Source organism: Syntrophorhabdaceae bacterium, from assembly GCA_035541755.1.
Classification (GTDB): Bacteria; Desulfobacterota; Syntrophorhabdia; order Syntrophorhabdales; family Syntrophorhabdaceae; genus PNOF01.
Genome location: DATKMQ010000179.1, coordinates 1 through 21,558, shown reverse-complemented (window position 1 = coordinate 21,558; position 21,558 = coordinate 1). Strand labels below are relative to the sequence as shown.

The window sequence follows — 21,558 nt, the reverse complement described above, 5'->3', positions numbered from 1 at the left end:
TATTGATTTCAGCTCATTTCTGACGAGATTGAACGCCAGCCACACTTGCAGGGCAAGCACCGGGGTCTTCAAAGAAGCTGATGATTATGCATACAGATGTGGCATGATGCGTGGTCCTTGGGGGCTGTCCGATATGGAGTCTGGTTTACACCCAAATCAGCTTAAAGCATAACTCAACATCGGGACCTATTCATGGACGGGGAGAGGAGAGGAGCCAGTCCCTGCTTCACCGTTTTTATGGCAACGAGGGTTTAGATGCATCTTGCGCAAAGAACTGCCCAGAACGAGCAAAGATTTCCGTTGGCGTGCCGAGATAGTGTTTGAGCAGCACGTCCGCATCCCATGGATTCTTTGCTTTGGAAATCTCAATCAATTGCTTCGGAGAAAGTTGCAGACCGTACTGCCACGGGGAAGCGAGGGCGGTATTGATGAGCGGAAAATCCGAGCCATAGAGAAGTCTCTCCTTGAACTCGGGCCGTGTGAGTGCTTCCTTCAGATAATAATGTTTGTTTATCAGGGTTAGTGAGGAAATGTCCGAATACAGGTTCGGATATTCACGCATCAAACGAGCGAGTCGGTCGCTGCTCCGCTCACCGTGATATCTTCCGGTAGATGCTATGTGCGCGGCAATGACCCTCACGCCCAGGCTCAACGGCAGCCGCAGTTTGTCCGGATCGCAGAAACCGTCGGCTGCGGAAGTGAAAGAACGCTCCTGACCGGCATGAGACAGCAACGGAAGATTCAACTCGACGAGCTTGCGATAAAACGGTATTATACGCGGATCGGATGGATCAATTTCCATGATCGAAGGAATCCATTTCACGAGCACTGCACCGTGCGCCTTGGCCCAATCCAGACGCTCCAGGCCGTCTTTGCGATAAGGATTAACCGAAGCGCCGAAGAGCAGATTGTTGTGTCTCGCCACCGCATCAGCAACGAACTCGTTCGGCACGTAAATCTCGGTCCGATTCGTGTCGAGCATTCCATCCTTGCCGACAATCCCGTCCAACGCAAGCAACACGGCTTTTTTGACGAATGTGCTTTGTGAGAGCAATTCTGAAGTTCGGTCCGCTATCAAGCCATCGCCTTTTTCTTCCAACTCACTTTGTGATACACCGAAAGCCCGCAAGTAAATCTTGAATTTCCAACTGCCACGTAGCTTCGATGAAACGAAACATCCACTGTTGCCGGCTCCAATCCCCGCAACGTGACAATGTATGTCCACTATCCCTGGCGGCAGAGGCTCAATTGGGCGGTACGGCCCGGCGAATGATGGCACGTGCACAAATAGAATCAATATAATAAAGAGGAGTATTCGCCATCGCCCCACCATGAATCTTTCTGTTCGTTTCATAGGATAGTGACCCCTATTGCTTTGTGCCGCCCCTGACATATTCGTTGGTTTAAACCACAACCTCTTTCAGCTTTATGGATCAGTCCTAATCTCATTAGACATAGCGATATCTTTAGCGTCAGGAATATCTTAGTTTTAACAAAGCCGGATCTTCCTGTGTAACTGCAACTGATCTTCTCTTTCCGAACTGCACTTAGATCAGCGTGCCTTCAAAAGCCAATTTTTTGCTCTTTCATATAGAGCAATCAGGGATTCTCCGCCACTTAGTCTCGGGACATCTCGATCTACATTATATCCAATTTTTGTTTGGAGATATGCCAAGTACTTATATTCCACCGGAAATTGACCTAATATAGTTTCATCCAGGTTTATTTTTTGATTTATATTTACTGGATCAATCCTATCTTTATCGCAAATTGTTTCGCGGCTTACCAATCCCCACTTGCTCTTCCTTTTCTCCCATAAATCTTGATGTCGTGCATATGTAGTTACATCACATAGTATTCCATCAAGCATAGCTCTTTGTAAAATAACGAACCTTGTCAATGAAGTTGCTCTTCCTTCTTTAACTTCTATGGCTGATCCACCAAGAATATGCATTATATTAAGACCGTGTTTTACTCCTTCTTCAGTTGTCTTTATAAATTCTTCATACGGACCATCAAACCACGTCGCTTTCATCCTGCCATCTTCGTGCCAGATGGTTCTAAATTTATCCCAAAGTAGAGAATCTCGATATACAGCCCATCTTTCAATGAGATCCCTGATAATCATAACATCTTGCATTTGTCTGTCCACAATATTCTCCTAAAAAAAGCTTTTATAAACCCGCCAAACATGTTCTATCCAGTTCTCGCATTCAATCATTCTGTTTTCGCTAATACCATACATCTATTTGCGGGCGAAGCGAATCAGCCTACCATAACATGCCGCCCCCGAACCTGGAAGACGTTGCTCTATATTTTAGCCCGGGTCACAAAAAAAGCAAAATTACGCTCAAAGCGAAGCGGAACGTTAAGAGAAATGTTTGTGTTGTGTTCACAGAAGAATCACCCCATCGATTTCCGTTAGAAAGATTGTATAGATTGCTTCTTTGTGAAGAACATACCTTCAGTCAACAACAAATATCCTCTGCTCGGCTGCTCGGGCGGTGAAGCAGTAACAACAAAACAGCCTAGTGACCTCCCGCGTCAGGTGCAGTGGGTAGTTATGCATTTTGCTTATTCCAATAGGAGAATGTTATCATGTCACTCGGTCCAAGAATGACCCAAGATCAGTGGGATGTTCTCAAAAAACTCGTTTCTACCGAGCTTCCTAATATCGTCGATCTTTTCAGAAGGGATGTTTTGAGTATAAAACTCCTTTCCTTTCTGTGTGAGAACATGGGGATTGTGGACGACATAGTGCATGACAAAAACCTTACGAATAGTTGTGGACATGATACCATTCAATTCGAGACCGATGATAGCGTAGAGCATAAAATATTCTGATAGCTTGGCATCAAATTCGATCGTGCCGTCTGGATCGGGCTCTTGATCAGCATGTTTAAAGAAATTATAAGAAGCTTTCAGGCATCTGCGGAATTCGCTCATGTATTCGTCCTTAATAACAAGGGTATCAAGAAGCAGATCACGACCCTTCCGATGGCTATTGATGTCATGAATTATCTGATAGGCAGAACAGGCCAGAGTATGAACAGAGATAGGATCGCCCTCCTTGAACCAGAGTTCTATTGCCGTATCAAGCTGGCGTTGAGCAGAATCAATCTTTTTTACGGTTTCCTTCATATTGTAGCGCATAACACTCTGGCTTACTGACCCTGCGCCAATGACGCCCGATTTGCAACAAAGACGGTATCGCAGGGTTCGGGTGCAGCCAACTCGTTCAATGTTCATGTCCGCAGATTTGCAAGGGGTTGCATCTGGAGGTCTCTCAGGATCGCATTCATTATGTCTATGGCTTGTTGACGCTCTTCATCCATCCATTGACCAAGACCTAGGTTGGCCCGCAGAACCGCGTCGGGCGGTTTAAAACCCGATCGGCCCTGAAAATGGAGGAGCATTCTGTGTAGTCCCACAGAATCCGCGAATCGTCTGCGAATCTCCTCGACTATGGCTGCGATCTTGTCCAGCTCCTCGCGCCATCGTGGGTTAACTACGCACGACTTGCCTAGTGAACGCTCCAACACAGTTCCGTCCCTTGTCTTCCAATACCCCGTATTCAAAGCGAGGAGGGTGTCTTGCATTGCTTCATCGAAGTCAGCGAAACTCATCTCTTGGTGGAAGTAGGTTCTAAAAGCGGGCCGATCAAGACACTGGGCAAAGAAGGTGACGAGTTTCTTGTCCCTGCGCCACTCGGGACTACCTGGTTTCCATTTCCCTTCCTTCTTGGTGAGATCAATCGTCCGTTTACGGTGCATCTTCAATTCAACTGGTGTATAGACCCTGGTTGTCCGGCCTTGTGAGTAGTCGGTGTGCACCTCATCGTGACAAGGAGGGCAGAGGGGAATGCCATTCTCGATCTTGTCGTCACCTGGAACTATATGATGCACTTGGACGCGGTGGAGATGTCCGCATATGCAACACCGCCTGCCGCAGTCGGCCAGTAGCTGAGCTGCTTCTGTCTTATCGAATGGCATCGCCTCTCCTTTCATTCATCGAACAATTAATATACGGCCATCTAAGCTTTGTTGCCTTTTATTATCTTGAGTCGATGAATGTCAGAGTTGTAGGGTCAGTGACTCGTGCCGGAAAAACGCTGGTAAGTACCCAATTAAATCAAGAATACCACCGTTTTTAAGCAAAGCAAGAAAAATCGTAGTTGTTCTTTGCCCACCTGTCCATCGGAGACACTAAAATTAGGAGCTGCGCTATGCGCTGCGCACAGTCAACGTATATTCAGACGCAGTATCCGCGGACTTAAAGCGTCATAGCTTAAGGGCCGCGGCGTGAGTGGAGACAGGCTTGGAGTGGAAGCTTCAGATGGGACGATATGCCGGGCTCTGCTGGCGCGGACGTGTATATGCATACATGGAGCAGCGCAGAGTCCGGCAGAGCGTTGCAGGTGGAGTTTTCCGAACAACCCTGCCTCCAAACACACACCATACACGCCTTTCGGCCTTAAGCAGTTTCAATCTGGCGGCGCAGAGACGCTCTCCGCGAGAAATAGGCATCAGCTTGCTTGACAATACGATTAGTCGGGGCTATAGCTATCTATATATGTGGAGCGTACCTCTGTAAGTTATGAGCCGAAAGGCCTATTCATAAGGAATAGAGGAGGGGAGGATGTCCAGAAAGAAAAGAGTCGCCATATTAACCGGAGGCGGTGATGTGCCCGGATTGAATGTGGCCATAAAGGCAGTTGTGGAACGCGCCCATTCAAGCGATGTTGAAGTGATGGGGATCCGCAGGGGCTGGATGGGACTTATGTGCATCAACCCCGACGACCGCGTTACCATCGAGAAATTTACCATGCATCTCAATCCGGATAATGTGCGGACCATCGACCGTACGGGAGGAACTATCCTTCACACGTCCCGGACCAATCCGGGAAGCGCCGACCCCAATGAGGTGCCCGGCTTCATCTCCGAGCAGGATCGTGTAATCAGTATGAACGGGAAGGTTGACTGCACACGCCACATCGTACGGGTACTCGATACCCTTTCCATCGATGCGGTCATTCCCATAGGGGGAGACGACACCTTGAGCTATGCATGCCGACTCCACAAGGAAGGGGTGCAGGTCGTTGCCATACCCAAGACAATGGATAACGATGTCTTCGGCACGGACTTTTGTATCGGCTTTTCTACGGCTGTGACCAGATCGGTAGATACAATCAATGCACTGCGCACCACCGCGGGCTCGCACGAGCGGATCTGCGTGGTGGAGCTTTTCGGCAGAAACTCCGGGGAGACATCACTCTTTGCCGCATACCTTGCCGATGTTGACCGGGCGCTCATCTCTGAGGTCCCCTTTGATATGGACAGGCTCATCAGTTTTCTTGTGCATGATCGCTCCGAGAATCCGTCAAACTACGCGATCATGACCATCTCCGAAGGCGCTCATCCAATTGGAGGATCGGCGCTGGAAGAAGGTATGGAAGACGCCTACGGGCACAAGAAACTGGGCGGCATTGGGTATGCGGTCGCACAGGTGATCAAGGAAAGATCGGGCGTGAACACCATATACCAGCAACTTGCCTACATCATGCGTTCGGGAACGCCTGATTCGCTGGACCGTATGGTTGCGGTCTCTTACGGGAGTCTGGCGCTCGACCAGGTGACCATGGGCCACAGCGGACGTATGGTGGCCCTCCAGCAGGCGAGCTACACAACCGTACCTCTTGAAATGGTCATAGCCGCAAAGAAACGGGTCGATGTGACGGCGCTCTATGATATTGAGACGTACAGACCGAAAGTGCGCGACACGCTGGGTAAGCCCATGTTCCTTTATTGAATACGGATCGGCGGGGCGGAGGGCGAGAGGCATCCTCCGGGAAGATAATCTGTTTCTTTACTGCGTTCCCGGTTATTTCAAAGTAAAGTCAACGCGGCTGTCTTTGAGCTTCTCCTTTTTCTCCGGCGCAAGGGATTTGGGTTCTATGATGAATAGTCTCCCCGCGTCAATCTGACCTGCCTTGAGAATCGTCTCCTTGACTTTGGTTGCACGAGCGATGGCCAGTGCCCGTAAGTCTTCATCCTTTACCGGCGTATTGGTCAGCATGAGCTTCTCCATCTCAGGCACAGGTATCGTCTTCTCTAAGCCTATGATGTCGTGAGGTTTGGGGAATTTCTCTGCCTTATAGGCAAGTCTCAAGTATTTTTCGTACTCCTTGGGCTCCACTTTCACGTCGTCAACGGCGATATCAGTGGTGCTCTTTTTCAAGAGTTCTTTGAGCTTCTGGGCCTTCACCTTTTTTTGGAAGAGATACTGTTTGAGACTTTCCCTGTCACGCTCTATATCCACATGGCCGGTGATATCGAGGTTGAGTGAAGGTCTGTCCTGCAACGCCTTGGCCAGGTCGTTGACCTTCTTGAGGCCGGCGTCGGAAAGCGTGGCGCTTCCGGGATCGAATTCCACGTATCCTAAGTCCTCGCCGCCACCGAAGAGAGAGCCGATGAGGGCAAAGGGCGCGGTTGCCGCTTTGGTGAGAAGGTTCATGATGACTTTGAGAACGATTCTCCACACACTGAATTGCGGATCATCGAGGCTCCCTGTGACGGGGATATCAAGCTTGATCTGTCCTCGTCTGTCTTTTAGGAGTGCTATGGCCAGCTTCACGGGAAGCTTGGTCGCGGCGGGACTCTCAATCCTGTTTCCTAACGTGAGCTGGTCCACGAAAATTGTGTTCTTCGAATCGAGCTTTCTTTTTTCGATGAGATACTGTACATCGAATGAGAGTTTGCCTTTCTCCACGGTGTATCCGATATACTTGCCCGAATATGGTGTGGCCGGACTTAGTTCCATGTCCTTGAAGGACGCCTTAAGGTCTACGTAGAGATCGTCACGGAGAGGATTGATCTTTCCCGTGATTTCGAGCGGGGCGAAGCGGTCGTAGAGCGCCCTTAGTTCCATGTCCGCTAAGGTGTCCACCTTTGATGACAGACCCGAGACCCTGCCCCCGATTTCGGTAAGTTGACCCGAAAAATTGGGTGTTACCGTGTGATCGTTGAAATCAACAGCACCTCCCTGAAGGGTTACCGTATCAATTTTTACAGCCATGGGTTGTTCTTTTGGTTTCTCTTTAGTGTCGGGGGAGCCCTTGGGACTTGCCGGCTGTTGGGTGGGCTTGGCTGGGGAAGCCCCGCCGCTGCCATCCTGTTTGACAAATACATCCTGTAAGTTCAACGTGCCGTCAGGGTTCACAGCGATGTGGGCGGCAAAATTGGTGAGGGCCACGCTCTTGATAGTGAGAGAAGCGGACTCGTCCTTGTAATCGATGCCGGTCAGATACAGCGATTCCATGCTGAACATATCTGCGCCGGTCTCTTTATCCACCGCTTTAAAGCCGGTAACAGATGCCCCGCCCGCAAAATGGCTGGTGAGCCCCTGTTTCTCCTTCTGCGACAGGGCAAGGGAGCCGTTTGTATTGACAGCGCCGCTTGTGACAGCGATCTTGACCTTATCCGTGAAGTATGGCTGAAAGGGACGAATATCGATGTTCTTGACGGACAGCTTGGCGTCCACAGTAAGCGGAGTCAAGCCCACTGCTCCGTCCACGCTTATCTGACCTTTCTTGTTGAGTAACAACGAGGTGGAGAACTTACCTTTGCTATCCTTAGCGAGAGACAGTCCTTCGCCCCTGACCGTCAGTTTGTCGATGCCTATGTCCACGGGATTTTTGAGCGACTGGTCGTTGAAGGTCACCTTTCCATCGGTAAGCTCGAAGAGGTCTACGAGTAATTCGAGAGGTAAAGCCTGGTCCTTGGTGGCGGACCGGGCATCTGTTTTGACTACGCGGCCTGCCTCACTCACGTTTTTTTCCTGTTTCTGAGATGCGGGCAGGATATTGAGATCGCCCTTCCTGTCCCTTTTTACAGTGACTTGCGCTGACTGAACGGATACCTTTCCGAGATGCACCTTTTTCGCGAAAGGCTCCACGGGGTTCAGAGAAACGGTAAGCGTAGGCACGCTGACGAGCGGACCACCTTGACTGTCGTTTACGAGAAGTTTCGTAAGGGCCAGATCACCCGTGAGCACCAGGGAAGGCTCCCTGCCCTGAGGGTACTCTATAAAGACAAGGTCCACTTTCACGGTGAGAAGACCGGAGCGGATGGCGTACGGCAGTTTTGCAGGGAGATAAGCAAGGTAATAAGGGAGGTCGATGTCCTTGATATCAATATCGAAGTGTGTTTCGCGCGAATCGATAAACGGTTTTGTCGTGCCCTCAATTACATAAGGGGCGCCATTGATCGTGAGCGAGATCGTGGGGTGTACGTCAGTTTTCACGTCCCGCGGCCGGTTTGACAGACGGGGAACGATGATGTTCAAATCGCGCACCTCATGTTTCTTGTTGAGCGGTTTATCGGTGAAATCCGCGCTGCCATTCTCAATATGAATGTCACTCAATGAAAAAAGAAACGGTTTCGATGGTTTCGCGGGCTTATTCTCTACCTTTTCCTTGGAGGCGAGTCCCTCCAGGATGTCTGAAAAATTATAGGATTTGTCCTCGTTGCGGACAACGCTGATATAGGGGTTTTTGAGGACTATACTGCGAAGGGCGACTGTTCCTTTGAGGATCGAAGGGGCAAACTTTGTCTCCAGCATATCGAAAGAAACAAAAGGGGCGCTTTTGTCTTTTTCCTGAACGGTGAGACCCTTAAGCCTGAACGTCAGGGTAAGAGGGTTGATATAAATCTTCTCAATAGATATGGTCCTGTGGAAAGTCGCAGAAAGCTGCTTTAAGAGTATGGATTTTGCGATGGGAGGAGCGGCGAAAAAGCCAAAGAGCGTGAGCACAACGAACACAAGGGCACACCAGAAGATGATCTTTTTCAATGCCTTCATACGTCCCCCATAAATTTGGAAAACCGCCCGAAAGGTTACGGGCTCTCCCATGAGATTACGAGAAGCCTATCTGTTTCTCAGCCGCTTGATCTTGCCTGCCTCTATAAGTATTCTGCGTCATATCTCCTGCGATTTCAAGCCGAATATTGGCCCGTTGGCGCAGTTTGACTCACCCACCCGCTTACCTACCAAAGCAGAAAGAAAGACCTCGGACACCAAGCTCTGCGAAAGGTGGACTGCGGTATTCTATCCGCATAATGGATCGATATCATTCAGAAAATAGCGGCAAGCCGCCATTTTCTTATAAAGAGTTTACGTGGCGTAAGGCCTTCACGAGCACAGCTGTGCGGGTACCCCGAGGAGGCTTGACTTGGGGGGCGGGAAAGTCATACAATCCGGAAAGTCTCATGGAACGTGCTACACGTAATAGCGTGAGAACGCCCGGGTTCCAGATTCCTCATAGAAACCTTAAGGGAGAATGCACATGAGCACACTCGGCATCGGTATGGTCGGTGCGCGCTACGGCGCGCGGATGCATGTGGCGAATTACGCCAAAATGCCCAGAGATCTCGTTGAGATCCGCGGGGTTTGTTCACGAACAAAAGAAAGCGGTGATGCCCTGGCGCGGGAGGCCCGGATTGCATTTGTCACAAACGACTATGGCTTACTGCTTGCGCGGAATGATATCGACGTAATTGACATCTGCGTGCCGCCCGCGTTGCACCACGAATTTGCTATCCGCGCCGCTCAAGCCGGCAAGCACATCATTATGGAAAAACCACTGACCGGATATTTCGGAATCTCGGGTGATCCCGAACCGATTGGAGCCTGTGTGCGGCGTGCGCGCATGCGGGAGGGAGCGCGCAGCAACGCTCATGCCGTGCGTCAAGTCGTGCGCTCAGCCGGTGTCAGGTTCTGCTACGCCGAGAACTGGGTTTACGCGCCGCCCATCGAAAAAATGCGGCGACTCATCTTAGCCTCCAGGGGATCAATCCTCGAAATTCGCGCTGAGGAGAACCACTCCGGCTCCAACTCGATATTCTCCCGGGACTGGAAATCAACCGGGGGAGGAGCATTGCTGCGTATGGGCGTGCATTCGGTCGGGGCGTGCTTGCACCTCAAACAATGGGAGGGTGAGCTGCGCCAGGGCAAAGGCATCAGGCCCGTTTGGGTGCTTGCCGACACGGCGGATCTGGTCCATAGCGAAGCGTCGCAACGCGCGCGGAAGGCGGATGCCAACCGATGGATCAGTGCGGACCCGGTCGATGTGGAGAACTGGGCAAACGTAGTCATCGGTTTCGAGGACGGCTCACGAGGGACCATTACTGTGAGCGACGTGGGGCTGGGCGGATTGAACACGCGTGTCACAGCCTTTATGACTGACGGTGTGATCAAGGCGAACATGACTGCAAACAATGCAATCGAGACGTATGCCCCGGACGAGTCGATTTTTGACGGGGAATATTTCACAGAAAAACTCGAAACCCGGGCTGGATGGAATCGTCCGAGTTGCGATGAGGACTGGTTTCGAGGTTTCTCTCAGGAGCTTGAAGATTTTGTGGCCGCGATCCGCGATGGAAGAGAAGCACGTTCCGGTATCGATCTTGCGGTAGATTGTGTCAACGTGATATACGCGGCCTATGAGTCTGCCGAGACAGGAATGCGCGTGACTCTCCTGTAAGGGCGAATGTTCACCTGCCACTAACCGACGGGCAAATTCCGGCCGAGGCTTTCCTCTCTCTTTGGGGCCACTGTTACCTTTGAGCTGAGACAGAATTCCCGCTGTGTCGGGCTCGGAAGGTCTTCTCTTTAGCCATTCCTTATCATCCTCCGTGATAAACAGGCTTCTTACAAAAGACTTGATATTTTCAAAAGCTGTGGGATAATGAGAAACAGAGGCAAAAAAAGCCTGGCGGTCTAAATGGAATATATTATCGGTCTCCTTCAATTTCTGTCTGGCAAAGATTTTTCGGTCCCCCTTTGGGAAGTTTTGCTCCTGGTTATGACTACTTCCGCCTGCCTCTTACTCGGTCGACACAAGTTAGGGTTGATCGTCTCTTATCTGTTCGTCTTCTATTGGGGGTTCATATTTAACAGCAAATATTTTCTCGGTATGGTGGGCGAGTCTTCCTGGGGCTTATATATCTATGTTATATGCGGTGTGGTGATGGCCCTGGTTTTTATTGTGGGTTTTTTTGTTCACAAGTAAACTTAAATCGGGCTTAACACGCACCGTATCCTCACACCTTGCGTCTCAAGAATTGAGCCTTGGGGTTGCTAGGACCTCATCAAGGAATCGACAGCTGCAAGGGCGTCGAGTTTGCATAATGTGGCAATAACCTGATATGATTTCCCATAATGGAAATATCTGAAAATGCTCTCATCAAGAAATTGAAGAGGTTTGAAAAGAGGGACCCTCGGGTCATACGCGGCATTGGCGATGACGGTGCTGTGATTGCAATGAGAGGCGGTCAATACGTGCTTGTCCAGGACGCGATGGTGGAGCACGTTCACTTCGAGTTCTCCTTCCTTAATCCCTATTACGTGGGAAAGAAGGCCGTTCAGGTGAATATATCTGATGTCCTCTCCATGGGGGCTATGCCGCTCTATTTCCTTGTCACGATCGGCCTACCCGCCGGGATCAGGTCTCAGGACATTGAAAGACTCTACAGGGGCATGAGGGACGCATCAAAACAGTTGAATATGAACCTCCTCGGCGGTGACACGGTGTCATCGCAGACGTTCTTCATCGATATTTCCATGGTGGGGAAGCTCGTAGCCGGAGCCTATTTCGGACGGGACAAGGCGCGAGACGGAGATCTGATTGGGGTTACGGGATATCTGGGCGAAGCAGCCTACGGACTGCAGCTGCTCGTTGAAAAAGATGCACAAACGAAAGGTGCTGCGCGGTGTATCAAACGATTTATGGACCCCGTTTCGCCCTACACTTTCTGGAAGGAATTGATGAAACATGATATAACAGTTGCCATGATGGATATAAGCGACGGGCTTATCATCGATCTTGAACGAATGATGCTGGAGAGCAACAAGGCTGCAAGGATACACCTCGAAAGCGTGCCCGTCCCGCAACTCCTCCGCAAAAACGGCATGGAGGAGCTTGCCCTTACAGGCGGTGAAGATTATCAGTTCCTCTTCACCTTTTCGCCGACAAAGCTCGCCCGCATGAAAGCACTGAAAGACAAGGGACACATGGTTTCAATTATCGGAGAGGTAACGGGGGGCAGGGGTGTCCGAGTCTTTCGGGAAGGTAAGGAAGTGAGACTTAAGAGAAAGGGATACCAGCACTTCAACGGAACATCTCATGGATAAAAAGATATTCGTCAGAGACATCACTGAAGAGGGGGCCACGGTCAACGACTATTTTGTGGTGTCGAGAAAAGGGACCTATACAACCAAAACCAACGCGAAATACATCAGCCTGAATCTCAAGGACAAAAGCGGCGTTATAGAGGCAAAAGTCTGGGAGAGGGTCGATGAATTGAACAGTCTTTTCGAAAAAAACGACATCGTCTACGTCAAGGGCAGACCAAGGGTCTATCAGGAAAAACTGCAACTCAATATAACGGATATAAAGAGGGTGGACGAAGAACTGCCTTTCGAGCTCATACGCCAGTTCTTCCCTGAAAGTGAGACCAATTGTGATGCCTTAAAGGAAGAATATTTCAAGGTTACGGGAGAATTTAAGAATCGCGCCATAGGCGGACTTTTTACCCTGATAAATGAAAAGAAGGAGATGCTGGAAAAATTCTTCTTCTACCCCGCTTCCATCGGCGTGCACCATACCTACGTCGGAGGCCTTCTCGAACATTCTCTGTCCATGACGCGAATGGCCCGTACGGCCGCTGAAGCCTTAAGGGGAGATCTCGATATTATCCTTGCCGGGTGTTTGCTCCACGATATCGGCAAGATCGAAGAGATCGACGTGAAGAGGGGATTCAGGTACACGGACCGAGGAAGACTGATGGGGCATATCGCGCTAGGCGTGACCATCCTAAGCGACCTTATCCGTGAAACAAAAGACTTTCCCGATCACCTTGCCGATGCCCTCTACCATATTATTGTAAGCCACCATGGTGTTGAAGAATGGGGATCTCCGAAGAAACCGATGTTTATTGAAGCGCTTGTGGTCCACTACCTCGATAACCTCGACGCCAAAGTTATGGGCGTTAAGGAACACATGAAGGAAAACATGGAAGACGAAAGGTGGACCGAATATCACAGGCTATACGAATCTCGATTCTACAAAATTCCGGAAGAATGATCATGGAAGTAAGAAGGGTATTTGTTGACAAACTGAAGATGAAGAACGGCATGGCCCTGGTGACCGGGCCCATGCATAAATATGTGGTTTCCGTTCTCAGAAAAACGTTGGGAGACAGGATCGACCTCATTGACGGAAAAGGGTATCTCTACCGGTGTGTCATACACAGCATCAAGAGCAGGGAACTTTATGTGCAGATCCTCGATGTAGTTCACAAGCCGGATGAGAAAAGACCCAAAGTGACGCTCTGCGTGAGCCCCATTAAGGGCCCCCGGATGGACTGGCTGATCGAAAAGGCCACGGAACTGGGCGTAGAGAAAATCGTGCCGACGATTTTCAAAAGAACTGTCGTGAAGTTCGAAGAGAAAGAAAAAGGCAAGCTCGAACGATGGAAAAGGATCGCCGCTGAAGCCTCCCGGCAATCCGGACGATTTACCGTCCCCGAGATCGGGGCGTCTACACCGCTGAGGGGCGTGGCCCCCATGATCATTTCCGTCAAAAACCGTATCGTGCTCTACGAGAAAGAAAAACAGAACACGCTGAAGGGACTTTTCTCATCATCGCTCAAGGGCGAGATGTGTGTGGTAATCGGACCTGAAGGAGGGATCGACGAATCTGAAATCGACTGGCTCAAGGAAAACGGTTTTACTTCGTACACCCTGGGAGAAAGCATATTCAGAACTGAAACGACCCCGCTCGTGATCCTCTCCATCATTCTTTACGAGTACGGCAAAAAATAAAGAGCGGGAAAGGGTAGTTCAAGGACATGGCGGGCACGTATGCAAAGGGAGGGATAATGGGGAATCAAGGAAAGTCAGGTTGTGGATGTCTTGTATTCATCCTTGTGATCTGTATGGTGCTTGTGGGTGTGCTTATTCACCCCTTCAGCCTGAGACTCATGGCGAAACAAATGAGATACGAGGATAAAATAGTTCCCAGCGACAGTGTCTTTGTGCCCAGGTTCGTGGAGGACAGAAATGGCGAGCTTTATACCGAAGCTTTCAGGGAATACTGGGCCGGGAACTGTAAAGCGATCTACGTTGAAGAGGACAGGATTTTCGGCATAGGCATAGCCGATCTGGTTGCAAAGATGGCTCAGACCAAGGGTATCAAGGAGAATATCGTAAAGCCCGTAAGTGCTGAGGGTGAGGAAGATGCCAGGCTCACCACGATAAAGGAGAAATTTCAGGCCATGGGAGTCAAGAAGGTCATCATCCTCGTTCCTGAATATGCTTCGAGGAGATTTCATGACATCTTTGATTCCTCGCGGGGCCAGGCCAAGACCTTGTTCATGATAAAGCCCGTAGAGGTTTCCTATTTTAAGAAAGACAGATGGTGGAAAGACGGCACGTCGCGCATAGTTTTCGTAAAGGAAGTCTATGAACTCGGATCGTACTATTTTTCAGGATTCAAAACCGGACAAAAGCGAAAGATAGACCAGTGAAACGTTGGAATGGCCGGCATCGAGACCACCCGGGGTCAGGCTAACCCTCATAAGATGTGCTGAAAGGTTCTTCACTGTATGGATGAACGAGTCGCACTCATCGCCCTTTCACGGTTGAGGCGTGTGAGCAACATAGTGAAAAGGGACATTGCTCTCAGCTTTGACAATATTGGTGACCTTTTTGAAAAGAAGGTGGGCTGCTTAGATGGCGCCGTGCGAAGCGCCGCCTCTTCTTTTAAAGGCTGGGGAAAGATCGAAAGCGATCTGAAAGTACTCGATTCCATGGGTGGGCGGATCGCGACCATACGGGATGCGGAATATCCGCCGCTTCTCAAACATATTCCTGACGCGCCGGTCGTGCTCTACAAGAAGGGTTCCCTCGACGCCGGCTGCAATATGCTGGCAATAGTCGGCTCACGGAGGGCCACTTTTGAGGGTATGAATCTTGCCGAGAAGATAGCTGAGACGCTCTCCTCCGTGGGAATAACCGTTGTGAGCGGTTTTGCCAGGGGCATCGATTCATCGGCTCACAAGGGCGCTGTTAAAGGAAACGGAGGCACCGTTGCCGTATTCGGCTGCGGTGTCGATGTGTGCTATCCACCGGAGAATAGACAACTCTACGGGCATATTGCGGAAAAGGGTCTTCTGATCAGTGAGTACGGCCCGCAGGAAGAGCCGCTTCCATTCCACTTTCCCGAGCGGAACAGGATCATAGCAGGGTTATCCAAGGGTATTCTCGTGATCGAAGCATCAAAGAAGAGCGGCTCGCTGATCACGGCGCGGCTTGGTCTCGAATACGGCAGGGAAGTCATGGCGATTCCCGGCAGCGTCTTTCGTGACGAATATAGAGGAGCCAATGCCCTGATCAAGCAGGGGGCCAAGCTCGTTGAAAATATCGACGACATTGTATCAACCTGTTTTCCCGGTCTTGTGTTGAAACCCAAAGAGCCTGCTAACATCAACAGGGAGGAAGAGCGCATCTTTTCGATCATCGGTGCCCTGAAAATTCACGTGGATGAAGTCATCGAAAAGAGCGGCATGGCGGCAAAGCAAGTCATGGCTATCCTTACGAAACTTGAAATGAAGGAACTCATCCGCGAAACGCCGGGCGGGTTCTATATGAAAAGGTAATCAAAGATCGGTACTTCCGATAAAAAAAGAGATGGATTTGATTTTCGGGTTATTTTCGATTAGGATACCTGAGCACGAAATTCCGTTCTCGTGAAGGATGGGGCGGTCTCTTTCCTTCACGGCGCGGCCGAGAAGAGAAGGGAGAGGCGCTTTAGTGGCTGTCACCGCACATAACAAATTGAAAATCTCGCGCAGGTTCACTGACGGTGATTCCTGGAGGAAGACCGATACCGAACCCCCGCAGAGGAGAACATAGATGGGAAAATCACTTTTAGTTGTTGAGTCGCCCACCAAGATGAAGACGCTTTCCAAGTACCTTGGCAAAGGTTTTACGATTAAGGCGACTTACGGACATATCAAGGACTTGCCGAAAAGCAAACTCGGTGTCGATATTGAGAAAGATTTTACGCCTCATTTCATGACGGTCAAGGGTAAATCAAAAGTCGTTGAGGAGTTGAAAAAGGCAGGGAAAGAGGCCGACAAAATATACATAGGTTCAGACCCCGACCGGGAGGGAGAAGCCATTGCCTTCCACGTAGCCGAGGTGATCGGGAAGAAAAAAGAAATAGAACGGGTCCTTTTTCACGAGATCACGAAGAAGGGTGTACTTGACGCCCTGAAGGCGCCGACTCACCTGGACGAGGCGAAATACAACGCGCAAAAGGCGCGACGCATCCTGGACAGACTCGTGGGCTATAAGATCAGTCCATTGCTGTGGGAGAAGCTGAGCTATGGGCTTTCCGCGGGGAGGGTCCAATCGGTGGCGCTCAGGCTCGTGTGTGACCGGGAAGAAGAAATAGAAAATTTCCAGAAAGAAGAATACTGGATCATAGAGGTCGAGCTCAAGCTCCCGACAGGGGAAGAAATCACAGCTACCCTCGAAAGAAAGGGAGGGGAAAAGATCAGGGTGCCCTCGGAAAAAGAAGCCGAGGAGATAAAAAGACAGATAGCCGGTAAGCCGTTTACCATTGCCGATATCGAAACGAAAGAGAAAGACCTGGTGCCGCAGCCGGCATTTATCACGAGCAGGCTTCAACAGGAGGCGTCACGGGTGCTTCGCTTTTCGCCCAAAAGAACGATGATGCTGGCGCAAAAGCTCTATGAAGGCGTGGAGATCGGAAAGGAAGGCCAGGTAGGTCTCATCACTTACATGAGAACGGATTCAGTGAGGGTATCGATGGAAGCGATCACCGAAGCGAGGAGTTACATCGAGAATAGCTTCGGAAAAACATACGTACCTCAAAAACCAAATTTCTTCAAGAACAAGAAAAGCGCTCAAGATGCCCATGAGGCCATACGTCCAACGTCGGTGTCACTTACACCCGACAAGGTAAAGCAGTTCGTTGATAAAGACCTCTTCGCCCTCTATAATCTCATATGGAAACGGTTTGTGGCGTCCCAGATGGCCCATGAAAAGGTCGAAATTACAACGGCAAATATAGTAACCGGAGACTTTCTCTTCGTCGCAAAAGGGGAGCGGGTGCTCTTTGACGGCTTCGCAAGAATTTACGAGGAGAAGTCAGACGAGGAAGAACAAGGATCACAGCTTCCCCCCATGGCAAAAGGCGGAACGCTCTCGCACGTCGATACCATTTTGAAACAACGCTTTACAAATCCTCCGCCCCGTTATTCGGAAGCATCGCTCATCAGAGCCCTTGAGATGAAAGGTATCGGAAGACCGTCCACCTATGCGACTATTGTGAGCACGGTGGAAGACAGAGATTACGTAAAGAAGGAGAAAGGAAGGCTCGCACCCACACCCCTCGGAAGAACCGTCAACAAGGTCCTGGTTGAGTTCTTTCCTGTGATCGTTGACGTCGGTTTCACGGCGAGAGTGGAAGAAAGGCTCGATCTTATTGAGGATGGACAGAAAGATTGGGTCAAAACCCTGCAAAGGTTCAATTCCGCTTTCCAAAAGGAACTGGACAAAGCAAAAGAGACCATGAAAAGTCTGAAGAAGGAAGAGAAGAAGACCGATATAATTTGTGATCAGTGCGGCAAGCACATGCTTCTCAGATGGGGAAAGAACGGCGAGTACCTTGTCTGCTCGGGAAAGCCAGAATGTAAGAACAAGAAGAATGTCAGGGTTGGTGAGGACGGAACTATCAGCGTTGTGGAACAGGAGATCAAAGGGACCTGCCCGAAATGCGGTGGAAACCTCATTGAGAAGAGAGGCCGGTTCGGCAGATTTCTTGCCTGCAGCAATTATCCGGATTGCAAACATACTGAGGCGTACTCCCTCGGTTTTCACTGCCCCGAGGAAGGGTGCACAGGAAAACTCGTTGAGAAGACCTCCAAAAAGAAGAAGAGGTTTATCAGTTGCTCGCAGTATCCGAAATGTTCTTTTGCTACAAATAAGGAGCCGGCGGAAGGACCCTGTCCGGTTTGTGGCGCTCCCACGCTCTTTTCCTTTAGAAGAAGTCCGCTCTGTCTTCGTAAGGGTTGTGGATGGAAATCAAAGTAATCGGCGGAGGGCTTGCCGGTACTGAGGCTGCATACCAGATCGCAAGAAGAGGCAGCGCGGTAGCCCTCTATGAAATGAGGCCTGAAGCTTCTACCCCGGCACACAAAACCGAATACCTTGCGGAGCTTGTCTGCAGTAACTCTCTCAAATCAAAGGACCTGGGCAATGCCCACGGGCTTATCAAAGAGGAGTTGAAAAGACTTGACTCTCTTATCATCGAAACTGCGGAAGAGTCTGCCATTCCAGGCGGCAAGGCGCTTGTTGTGGATCGAGAGAAATTTGCACAAAGAGTGACGAGAAGGATCGAGGACCATGCTCTGATCCGTATCGTCCGGGAAGAAGTGAAGGACGTGCCACCCGGGGTTGTGATTATCGCAACGGGGCCGCTGACAAGCCCAGATCTTACTGAGAAGATACGCTCACTCACCGGGGAAGAAAATCTCTGGTTCTTCGACGCAATTTCCCCCATTGTCGATGGCGGCTCGGTCGATATGGAACATGCGTTCTATGCATCGAGGTATATTAAGGAGGAAAGCCACGACTATTTGAACTGTCCGCTCACGGAAAGGGAGTACGATTTATTCTACGAGGAGCTGATAAGAGCCCAAAGGGTGGACCTCAGAGAATTTGAAAAGACCTCCTATTTCGAAGGCTGTTTGCCCATCGAGGTCATGGCCGAGCGTGGCAGGCAGACGCTCTTGTATGGGCCCATGAAACCTGTGGGCCTTACCGACAAACGAACCGGAAAGCGGCCTTTCGCCGTGGTACAGTTAAGACGGGAAAACGCGGCAGGCACTATGTTTAATATGGTCGGATATCAGACAAAATTGAAATACCAGGAACAGGAAAGGGTGTTCAGGTTGATCCCCGCCCTTAAAAACGCGCTTTTTCTGAGGCACGGGAGCATTCACAGGAATACATATATTCATTCCCCGGTTGCGCTCAAGAGCACATTGCAACTCAAGGGACATGGTGATATTTTTTTTGCAGGGCAGATAACCGGTGTCGAGGGGTATGTCGAAGCGACGGCCATGGGATTACTTGCGGGTATTTCGGCGCATTTGTATGCGCACGGGAAGACATTCACTCCACCGCCAGGACACACGTGCATAGGTGCCCTGCTGCAATACATAACTACTGAGACAAGAGATTTCCAGCCAATGAATGTCAACTTTGGACTTCTTCAGGGCTATGGGAAGAGGGAGAAAGAAAAAGCTGTTGAAAAGGCGCTTAATTCCATCGAGCTGTGGATAAAGGACATAGATGAATAGTGCGGGTGGCGGCCGAAAAGTGGTTCCGCGATCGGGTCTGGAGGAGAGATGAATCCGGGTATTGTAAAATTCAAGGAGAAAGCAATTGAGAAGGGAATAGACCTTACAGATGCGTCAGATATATATGCAATCGGACAAAAAGAGCCGTTTCTCGTTTTGGCCTACGCATCGGAGATACGAGAGCATTTTAAGGGAAGAAAGATTAGCCTTTGCGGCATCGTTAATGCCAAATCGGGCATATGTCCTGAGAATTGTAAGTTTTGCGCACAGTCGGCTCACTATCAGACGACGGCACCGGTCTATCCGCTGATATCGGCCAGGGAGATTGTGGAGAAAGGGGAGGCGGCCCTTAAAGCGGGCGCGGGCTATTTCGGCATTGTCACGAGCGGTACCCGTATCGACGACCAAGACGAATGGCAAGAAATATATGAGGCAATTGCAGGTCTCAAGCGGATGGGAATAAAGCCTTGCGCGTCACTTGGTATGCTTGATAGTGAAAGAGCCGCCGGTCTTGCGAGTGCGGGCTTGTTCCGATACCACCACAACCTCGAGACATCGAGGAGTTTCTTCGACAACATCTGTTCGACCCATGCCTATGACGAGGACATCCACACTGTTGCCGTAGCCCGAAGGGCCGGGCTCTCCGTATGCTCAGGTGGGATCATCGGCCTCGGAGAGAAGATGGAGCACCGTATAGAGCTTGCCCTGACCCTCAAGGAACTCAATGTGGACTCGGTGCCCATAAATATCCTGAACCCCATTGCGGGAACCCCCCTCGAGGGCGTAACACCCCTGACACCCATGGAGATTCTTTTGACGGTTGCGCTCTTTCGATTCATTCTGCCCGACAAGGATATCAAATTGTGCGGCGGAAAGGAAAAGAATCTGAGGCAGCTGCTGCCGCTGGCGATTGTAGCCGGATCGAACTCCCTGATGACGGGCAATTATCTCACGACAACGGGACGAGACAGCCGGGACGATGTGGAGATGATAGAAGACCTGGGATGTGGAATAAGTATGTTCTGACCGTTTAAAAGCGACCGAGTCGGCTTTCTGCGAGCCGGTCCAGGTTTCTTAGCCGACCGCTGAGCCGAGTTTGAATATGGGGAGATACATGGCGATGATGAGGCCGCCTAAGACCACACCGAGAAACATCATGATCATCGGCTCCATCATGGCCGTCAGGTTGCCGACGAGATTGTCCACGTCCTCATCGTAGAAGTCCGCAATCTTACCGAGCATACTGTCGAGGGCGCCTGTTGATTCCCCTACTTGGACCATCTGGACTACCATGGGCGGGAATATGCCGGCCTGTTCCAGCGGTTCCGACATGGTCTTGCCCTCACTGATGCGACTTCTTGCCACCAACAATGCGTCTTCTATCACCTTGTTACCGGCGACTTTGGCACAAATGATAAGGCTTTCAAGGATCGCCACACCACTTGTAAGGAGCGTGGAAAGGGTCCTCGTAATCCTTGCCACGGAGGCCTTGAGGGTGAGTACACCAAAAAGTGGAAGCTTGAGGATGATGCCGTCGATGTTCCGTCTGCCGCCCTCGGTCTTGTAATAGCGGAGGAATGCGATGACGACCCCTACGAAAATGAAAAGAGCAACAAGACCGTATATGGATGCGATGAGGTGGCTCAAGTTTATGACGAACTGGGTCGGGGCCGGCAGCTCGGCGCCCATCTCTTTAAACATCTTTTCAAATACGGGGATAACAAACAGCAAAAGGACCATGACCACGCCGATTGCTACGGTGATGATGGCCACAGGATATATCATTGCCGATTTGACCTTTTTCTTAAGCTTCTCAGATTTCTCCATATAGGTTGCCAATCGCTGGAGTACGTTGTCGAGAAGACCGCCCTCTTCGCCTGCAACAACAAGGTTGACGTAGAGTTCGTCAAAACACTGAGGAAAGTCGTGCAAGGCATCTGCAAATCGGGAACCTCCCTCTATCTTAGTTTTTATCTCACGGACGATACCCCTGAAATTGAGGTCTTCGATCTGGTTCGCCAGGATCTCAAGCGATTGCACGAGAGGTAATCCGGATGTGATCATTGTGGACAACTGCCTCGTGAAGAGGACGATATGAAGTCTCTTG

At 50.3% G+C, this 21,558-nt stretch carries 17 protein-coding genes; 11 read left to right on the top strand and 6 right to left on the bottom strand.

Annotated elements, in window-relative coordinates; translation table 11 throughout:
• Positions 1-235 precede the first annotated feature (235 nt).
• The 4 genes from VMT62_17940 to VMT62_17925 all read right to left on the bottom strand — a co-directional run bounded on the left by VMT62_17940 (position 236) and on the right by VMT62_17925 (position 3,992).
• Positions 236-1,354 carry an amidohydrolase family protein gene (locus VMT62_17940; GenBank protein ID HVN98313.1) on the bottom strand — a complete coding sequence of 373 codons (1,119 nt, stop codon included), beginning with the start codon at positions 1,352-1,354 and terminating at the stop codon, positions 236-238.
• Positions 1,355-1,552: 198 nt separating this feature from the next.
• Positions 1,553-2,152 (bottom strand): nuclear transport factor 2 family protein, encoded by a 600-nt coding sequence (locus VMT62_17935; GenBank protein HVN98312.1) that lies wholly within the window; start codon positions 2,150-2,152, stop codon positions 1,553-1,555.
• 449 nt (positions 2,153-2,601) lie between these two features.
• Positions 2,602-3,141 (bottom strand): hypothetical protein, encoded by a 540-nt coding sequence (locus VMT62_17930; protein HVN98311.1) that lies wholly within the window; start codon positions 3,139-3,141, stop codon positions 2,602-2,604.
• A gap of 104 nt (positions 3,142-3,245) precedes the next feature.
• Entirely contained in the window at positions 3,246-3,992 is a 747-nt protein-coding gene (locus VMT62_17925) for an HNH endonuclease signature motif containing protein (GenBank protein HVN98310.1), read from the bottom strand.
• Positions 3,993-4,638: 646 nt separating this feature from the next.
• Between VMT62_17925 and VMT62_17920 the strand changes: the two genes are divergently transcribed.
• Positions 4,639-5,808 (top strand): ATP-dependent 6-phosphofructokinase, encoded by a 1,170-nt coding sequence (locus VMT62_17920; GenBank protein HVN98309.1) that lies wholly within the window; start codon positions 4,639-4,641, stop codon positions 5,806-5,808.
• A gap of 72 nt (positions 5,809-5,880) precedes the next feature.
• Here VMT62_17920 and VMT62_17915 read toward each other — a convergent pair whose 3' ends face one another.
• Positions 5,881-8,859 (bottom strand): DUF748 domain-containing protein, encoded by a 2,979-nt coding sequence (locus VMT62_17915; protein HVN98308.1) that lies wholly within the window; start codon positions 8,857-8,859, stop codon positions 5,881-5,883.
• Between the two features lie 484 nt (positions 8,860-9,343).
• Here VMT62_17915 and VMT62_17910 point away from each other — a divergent pair, with 484 nt between their 5' ends.
• From VMT62_17910 to bioB, 10 genes are all read left to right on the top strand, one after another.
• Positions 9,344-10,540 carry a Gfo/Idh/MocA family oxidoreductase gene (locus VMT62_17910; GenBank protein HVN98307.1) on the top strand — a complete coding sequence of 399 codons (1,197 nt, stop codon included), beginning with the start codon at positions 9,344-9,346 and terminating at the stop codon, positions 10,538-10,540.
• A gap of 240 nt (positions 10,541-10,780) precedes the next feature.
• Positions 10,781-11,068, top strand: coding sequence for a hypothetical protein (locus VMT62_17905; protein ID HVN98306.1), 288 nt, complete (start codon positions 10,781-10,783; stop codon positions 11,066-11,068).
• A 149-nt stretch (positions 11,069-11,217) separates the two neighbouring features.
• The gene (gene thiL, locus VMT62_17900) at positions 11,218-12,189 is read left to right on the top strand and encodes a thiamine-phosphate kinase (GenBank protein ID HVN98305.1); all 972 of its coding nucleotides are present in this window, start codon (positions 11,218-11,220) and stop codon (positions 12,187-12,189) included.
• Positions 12,182-13,141 (top strand): HD domain-containing protein, encoded by a 960-nt coding sequence (locus VMT62_17895; protein ID HVN98304.1) that lies wholly within the window; start codon positions 12,182-12,184, stop codon positions 13,139-13,141. The genes thiL and VMT62_17895 overlap by 8 nt, the downstream gene beginning before the upstream one ends.
• A gap of 2 nt (positions 13,142-13,143) precedes the next feature.
• Complete coding sequence (locus VMT62_17890) at positions 13,144-13,881, top strand: RsmE family RNA methyltransferase (GenBank protein ID HVN98303.1); 738 nt, start codon at positions 13,144-13,146, stop codon at positions 13,879-13,881.
• Between the two features lie 56 nt (positions 13,882-13,937).
• Positions 13,938-14,585 carry a hypothetical protein gene (locus tag VMT62_17885; protein ID HVN98302.1) on the top strand — a complete coding sequence of 216 codons (648 nt, stop codon included), beginning with the start codon at positions 13,938-13,940 and terminating at the stop codon, positions 14,583-14,585.
• A gap of 78 nt (positions 14,586-14,663) precedes the next feature.
• On the top strand, positions 14,664-15,716 hold the full coding sequence (dprA, locus tag VMT62_17880) for a DNA-processing protein DprA (GenBank protein HVN98301.1): 1,053 nt from the start codon (positions 14,664-14,666) through the stop codon (positions 15,714-15,716).
• 256 nt (positions 15,717-15,972) lie between these two features.
• Positions 15,973-18,180 (top strand): type I DNA topoisomerase, encoded by a 2,208-nt coding sequence (gene topA, locus VMT62_17875; GenBank protein HVN98300.1) that lies wholly within the window; start codon positions 15,973-15,975, stop codon positions 18,178-18,180.
• Positions 18,165-19,451, top strand: coding sequence for a methylenetetrahydrofolate--tRNA-(uracil(54)-C(5))-methyltransferase (FADH(2)-oxidizing) TrmFO (gene trmFO / locus VMT62_17870; GenBank protein ID HVN98299.1), 1,287 nt, complete (start codon positions 18,165-18,167; stop codon positions 19,449-19,451). The genes topA and trmFO overlap by 16 nt, the downstream gene beginning before the upstream one ends.
• Positions 19,452-19,499: 48 nt before the next feature.
• Positions 19,500-20,477: a biotin synthase BioB gene (gene bioB, locus VMT62_17865; GenBank protein ID HVN98298.1), complete on the top strand. Its 978-nt coding sequence runs from the start codon at positions 19,500-19,502 to the stop codon at positions 20,475-20,477.
• Between the two features lie 48 nt (positions 20,478-20,525).
• Here the strand turns inward: bioB and VMT62_17860 are convergent.
• Positions 20,526-21,558, bottom strand: a 1,033-nt coding sequence (locus tag VMT62_17860) for a type II secretion system F family protein (protein ID HVN98297.1), incomplete at its 5' end; no start/stop codon positions are given.

Excerpts from the sequence above, each read along its gene's own strand:
- VMT62_17940 (HVN98313.1), bottom strand. The coding sequence starts at position 1,354 with ATGAAACGAACAGAAAGATTCATGGTGGGGCGATGGCGAATACTCCTC.
- VMT62_17930 (HVN98311.1), bottom strand. The coding sequence starts at position 3,141 with ATGAAGGAAACCGTAAAAAAGATTGATTCTGCTCAACGCCAGCTTGAT.
- VMT62_17925 (HVN98310.1), bottom strand. The coding sequence starts at position 3,992 with ATGCCATTCGATAAGACAGAAGCAGCTCAGCTACTGGCCGACTGCGGC.
- VMT62_17920 (HVN98309.1), top strand. The coding sequence starts at position 4,639 with ATGTCCAGAAAGAAAAGAGTCGCCATATTAACCGGAGGCGGTGATGTG.
- VMT62_17915 (HVN98308.1), bottom strand. The coding sequence starts at position 8,859 with ATGAAGGCATTGAAAAAGATCATCTTCTGGTGTGCCCTTGTGTTCGTT.
- VMT62_17910 (HVN98307.1), top strand. The coding sequence starts at position 9,344 with ATGAGCACACTCGGCATCGGTATGGTCGGTGCGCGCTACGGCGCGCGG.
- VMT62_17905 (HVN98306.1), top strand. The coding sequence starts at position 10,781 with ATGGAATATATTATCGGTCTCCTTCAATTTCTGTCTGGCAAAGATTTT.
- thiL (HVN98305.1), top strand. The coding sequence starts at position 11,218 with ATGGAAATATCTGAAAATGCTCTCATCAAGAAATTGAAGAGGTTTGAA.
- VMT62_17895 (HVN98304.1), top strand. The coding sequence starts at position 12,182 with ATGGATAAAAAGATATTCGTCAGAGACATCACTGAAGAGGGGGCCACG.
- VMT62_17890 (HVN98303.1), top strand. The coding sequence starts at position 13,144 with ATGGAAGTAAGAAGGGTATTTGTTGACAAACTGAAGATGAAGAACGGC.
- VMT62_17885 (HVN98302.1), top strand. The coding sequence starts at position 13,938 with ATGGGGAATCAAGGAAAGTCAGGTTGTGGATGTCTTGTATTCATCCTT.
- dprA (HVN98301.1), top strand. The coding sequence starts at position 14,664 with ATGGATGAACGAGTCGCACTCATCGCCCTTTCACGGTTGAGGCGTGTG.
- topA (HVN98300.1), top strand. The coding sequence starts at position 15,973 with ATGGGAAAATCACTTTTAGTTGTTGAGTCGCCCACCAAGATGAAGACG.
- trmFO (HVN98299.1), top strand. The coding sequence starts at position 18,165 with ATGGAAATCAAAGTAATCGGCGGAGGGCTTGCCGGTACTGAGGCTGCA.
- bioB (HVN98298.1), top strand. The coding sequence starts at position 19,500 with ATGAATCCGGGTATTGTAAAATTCAAGGAGAAAGCAATTGAGAAGGGA.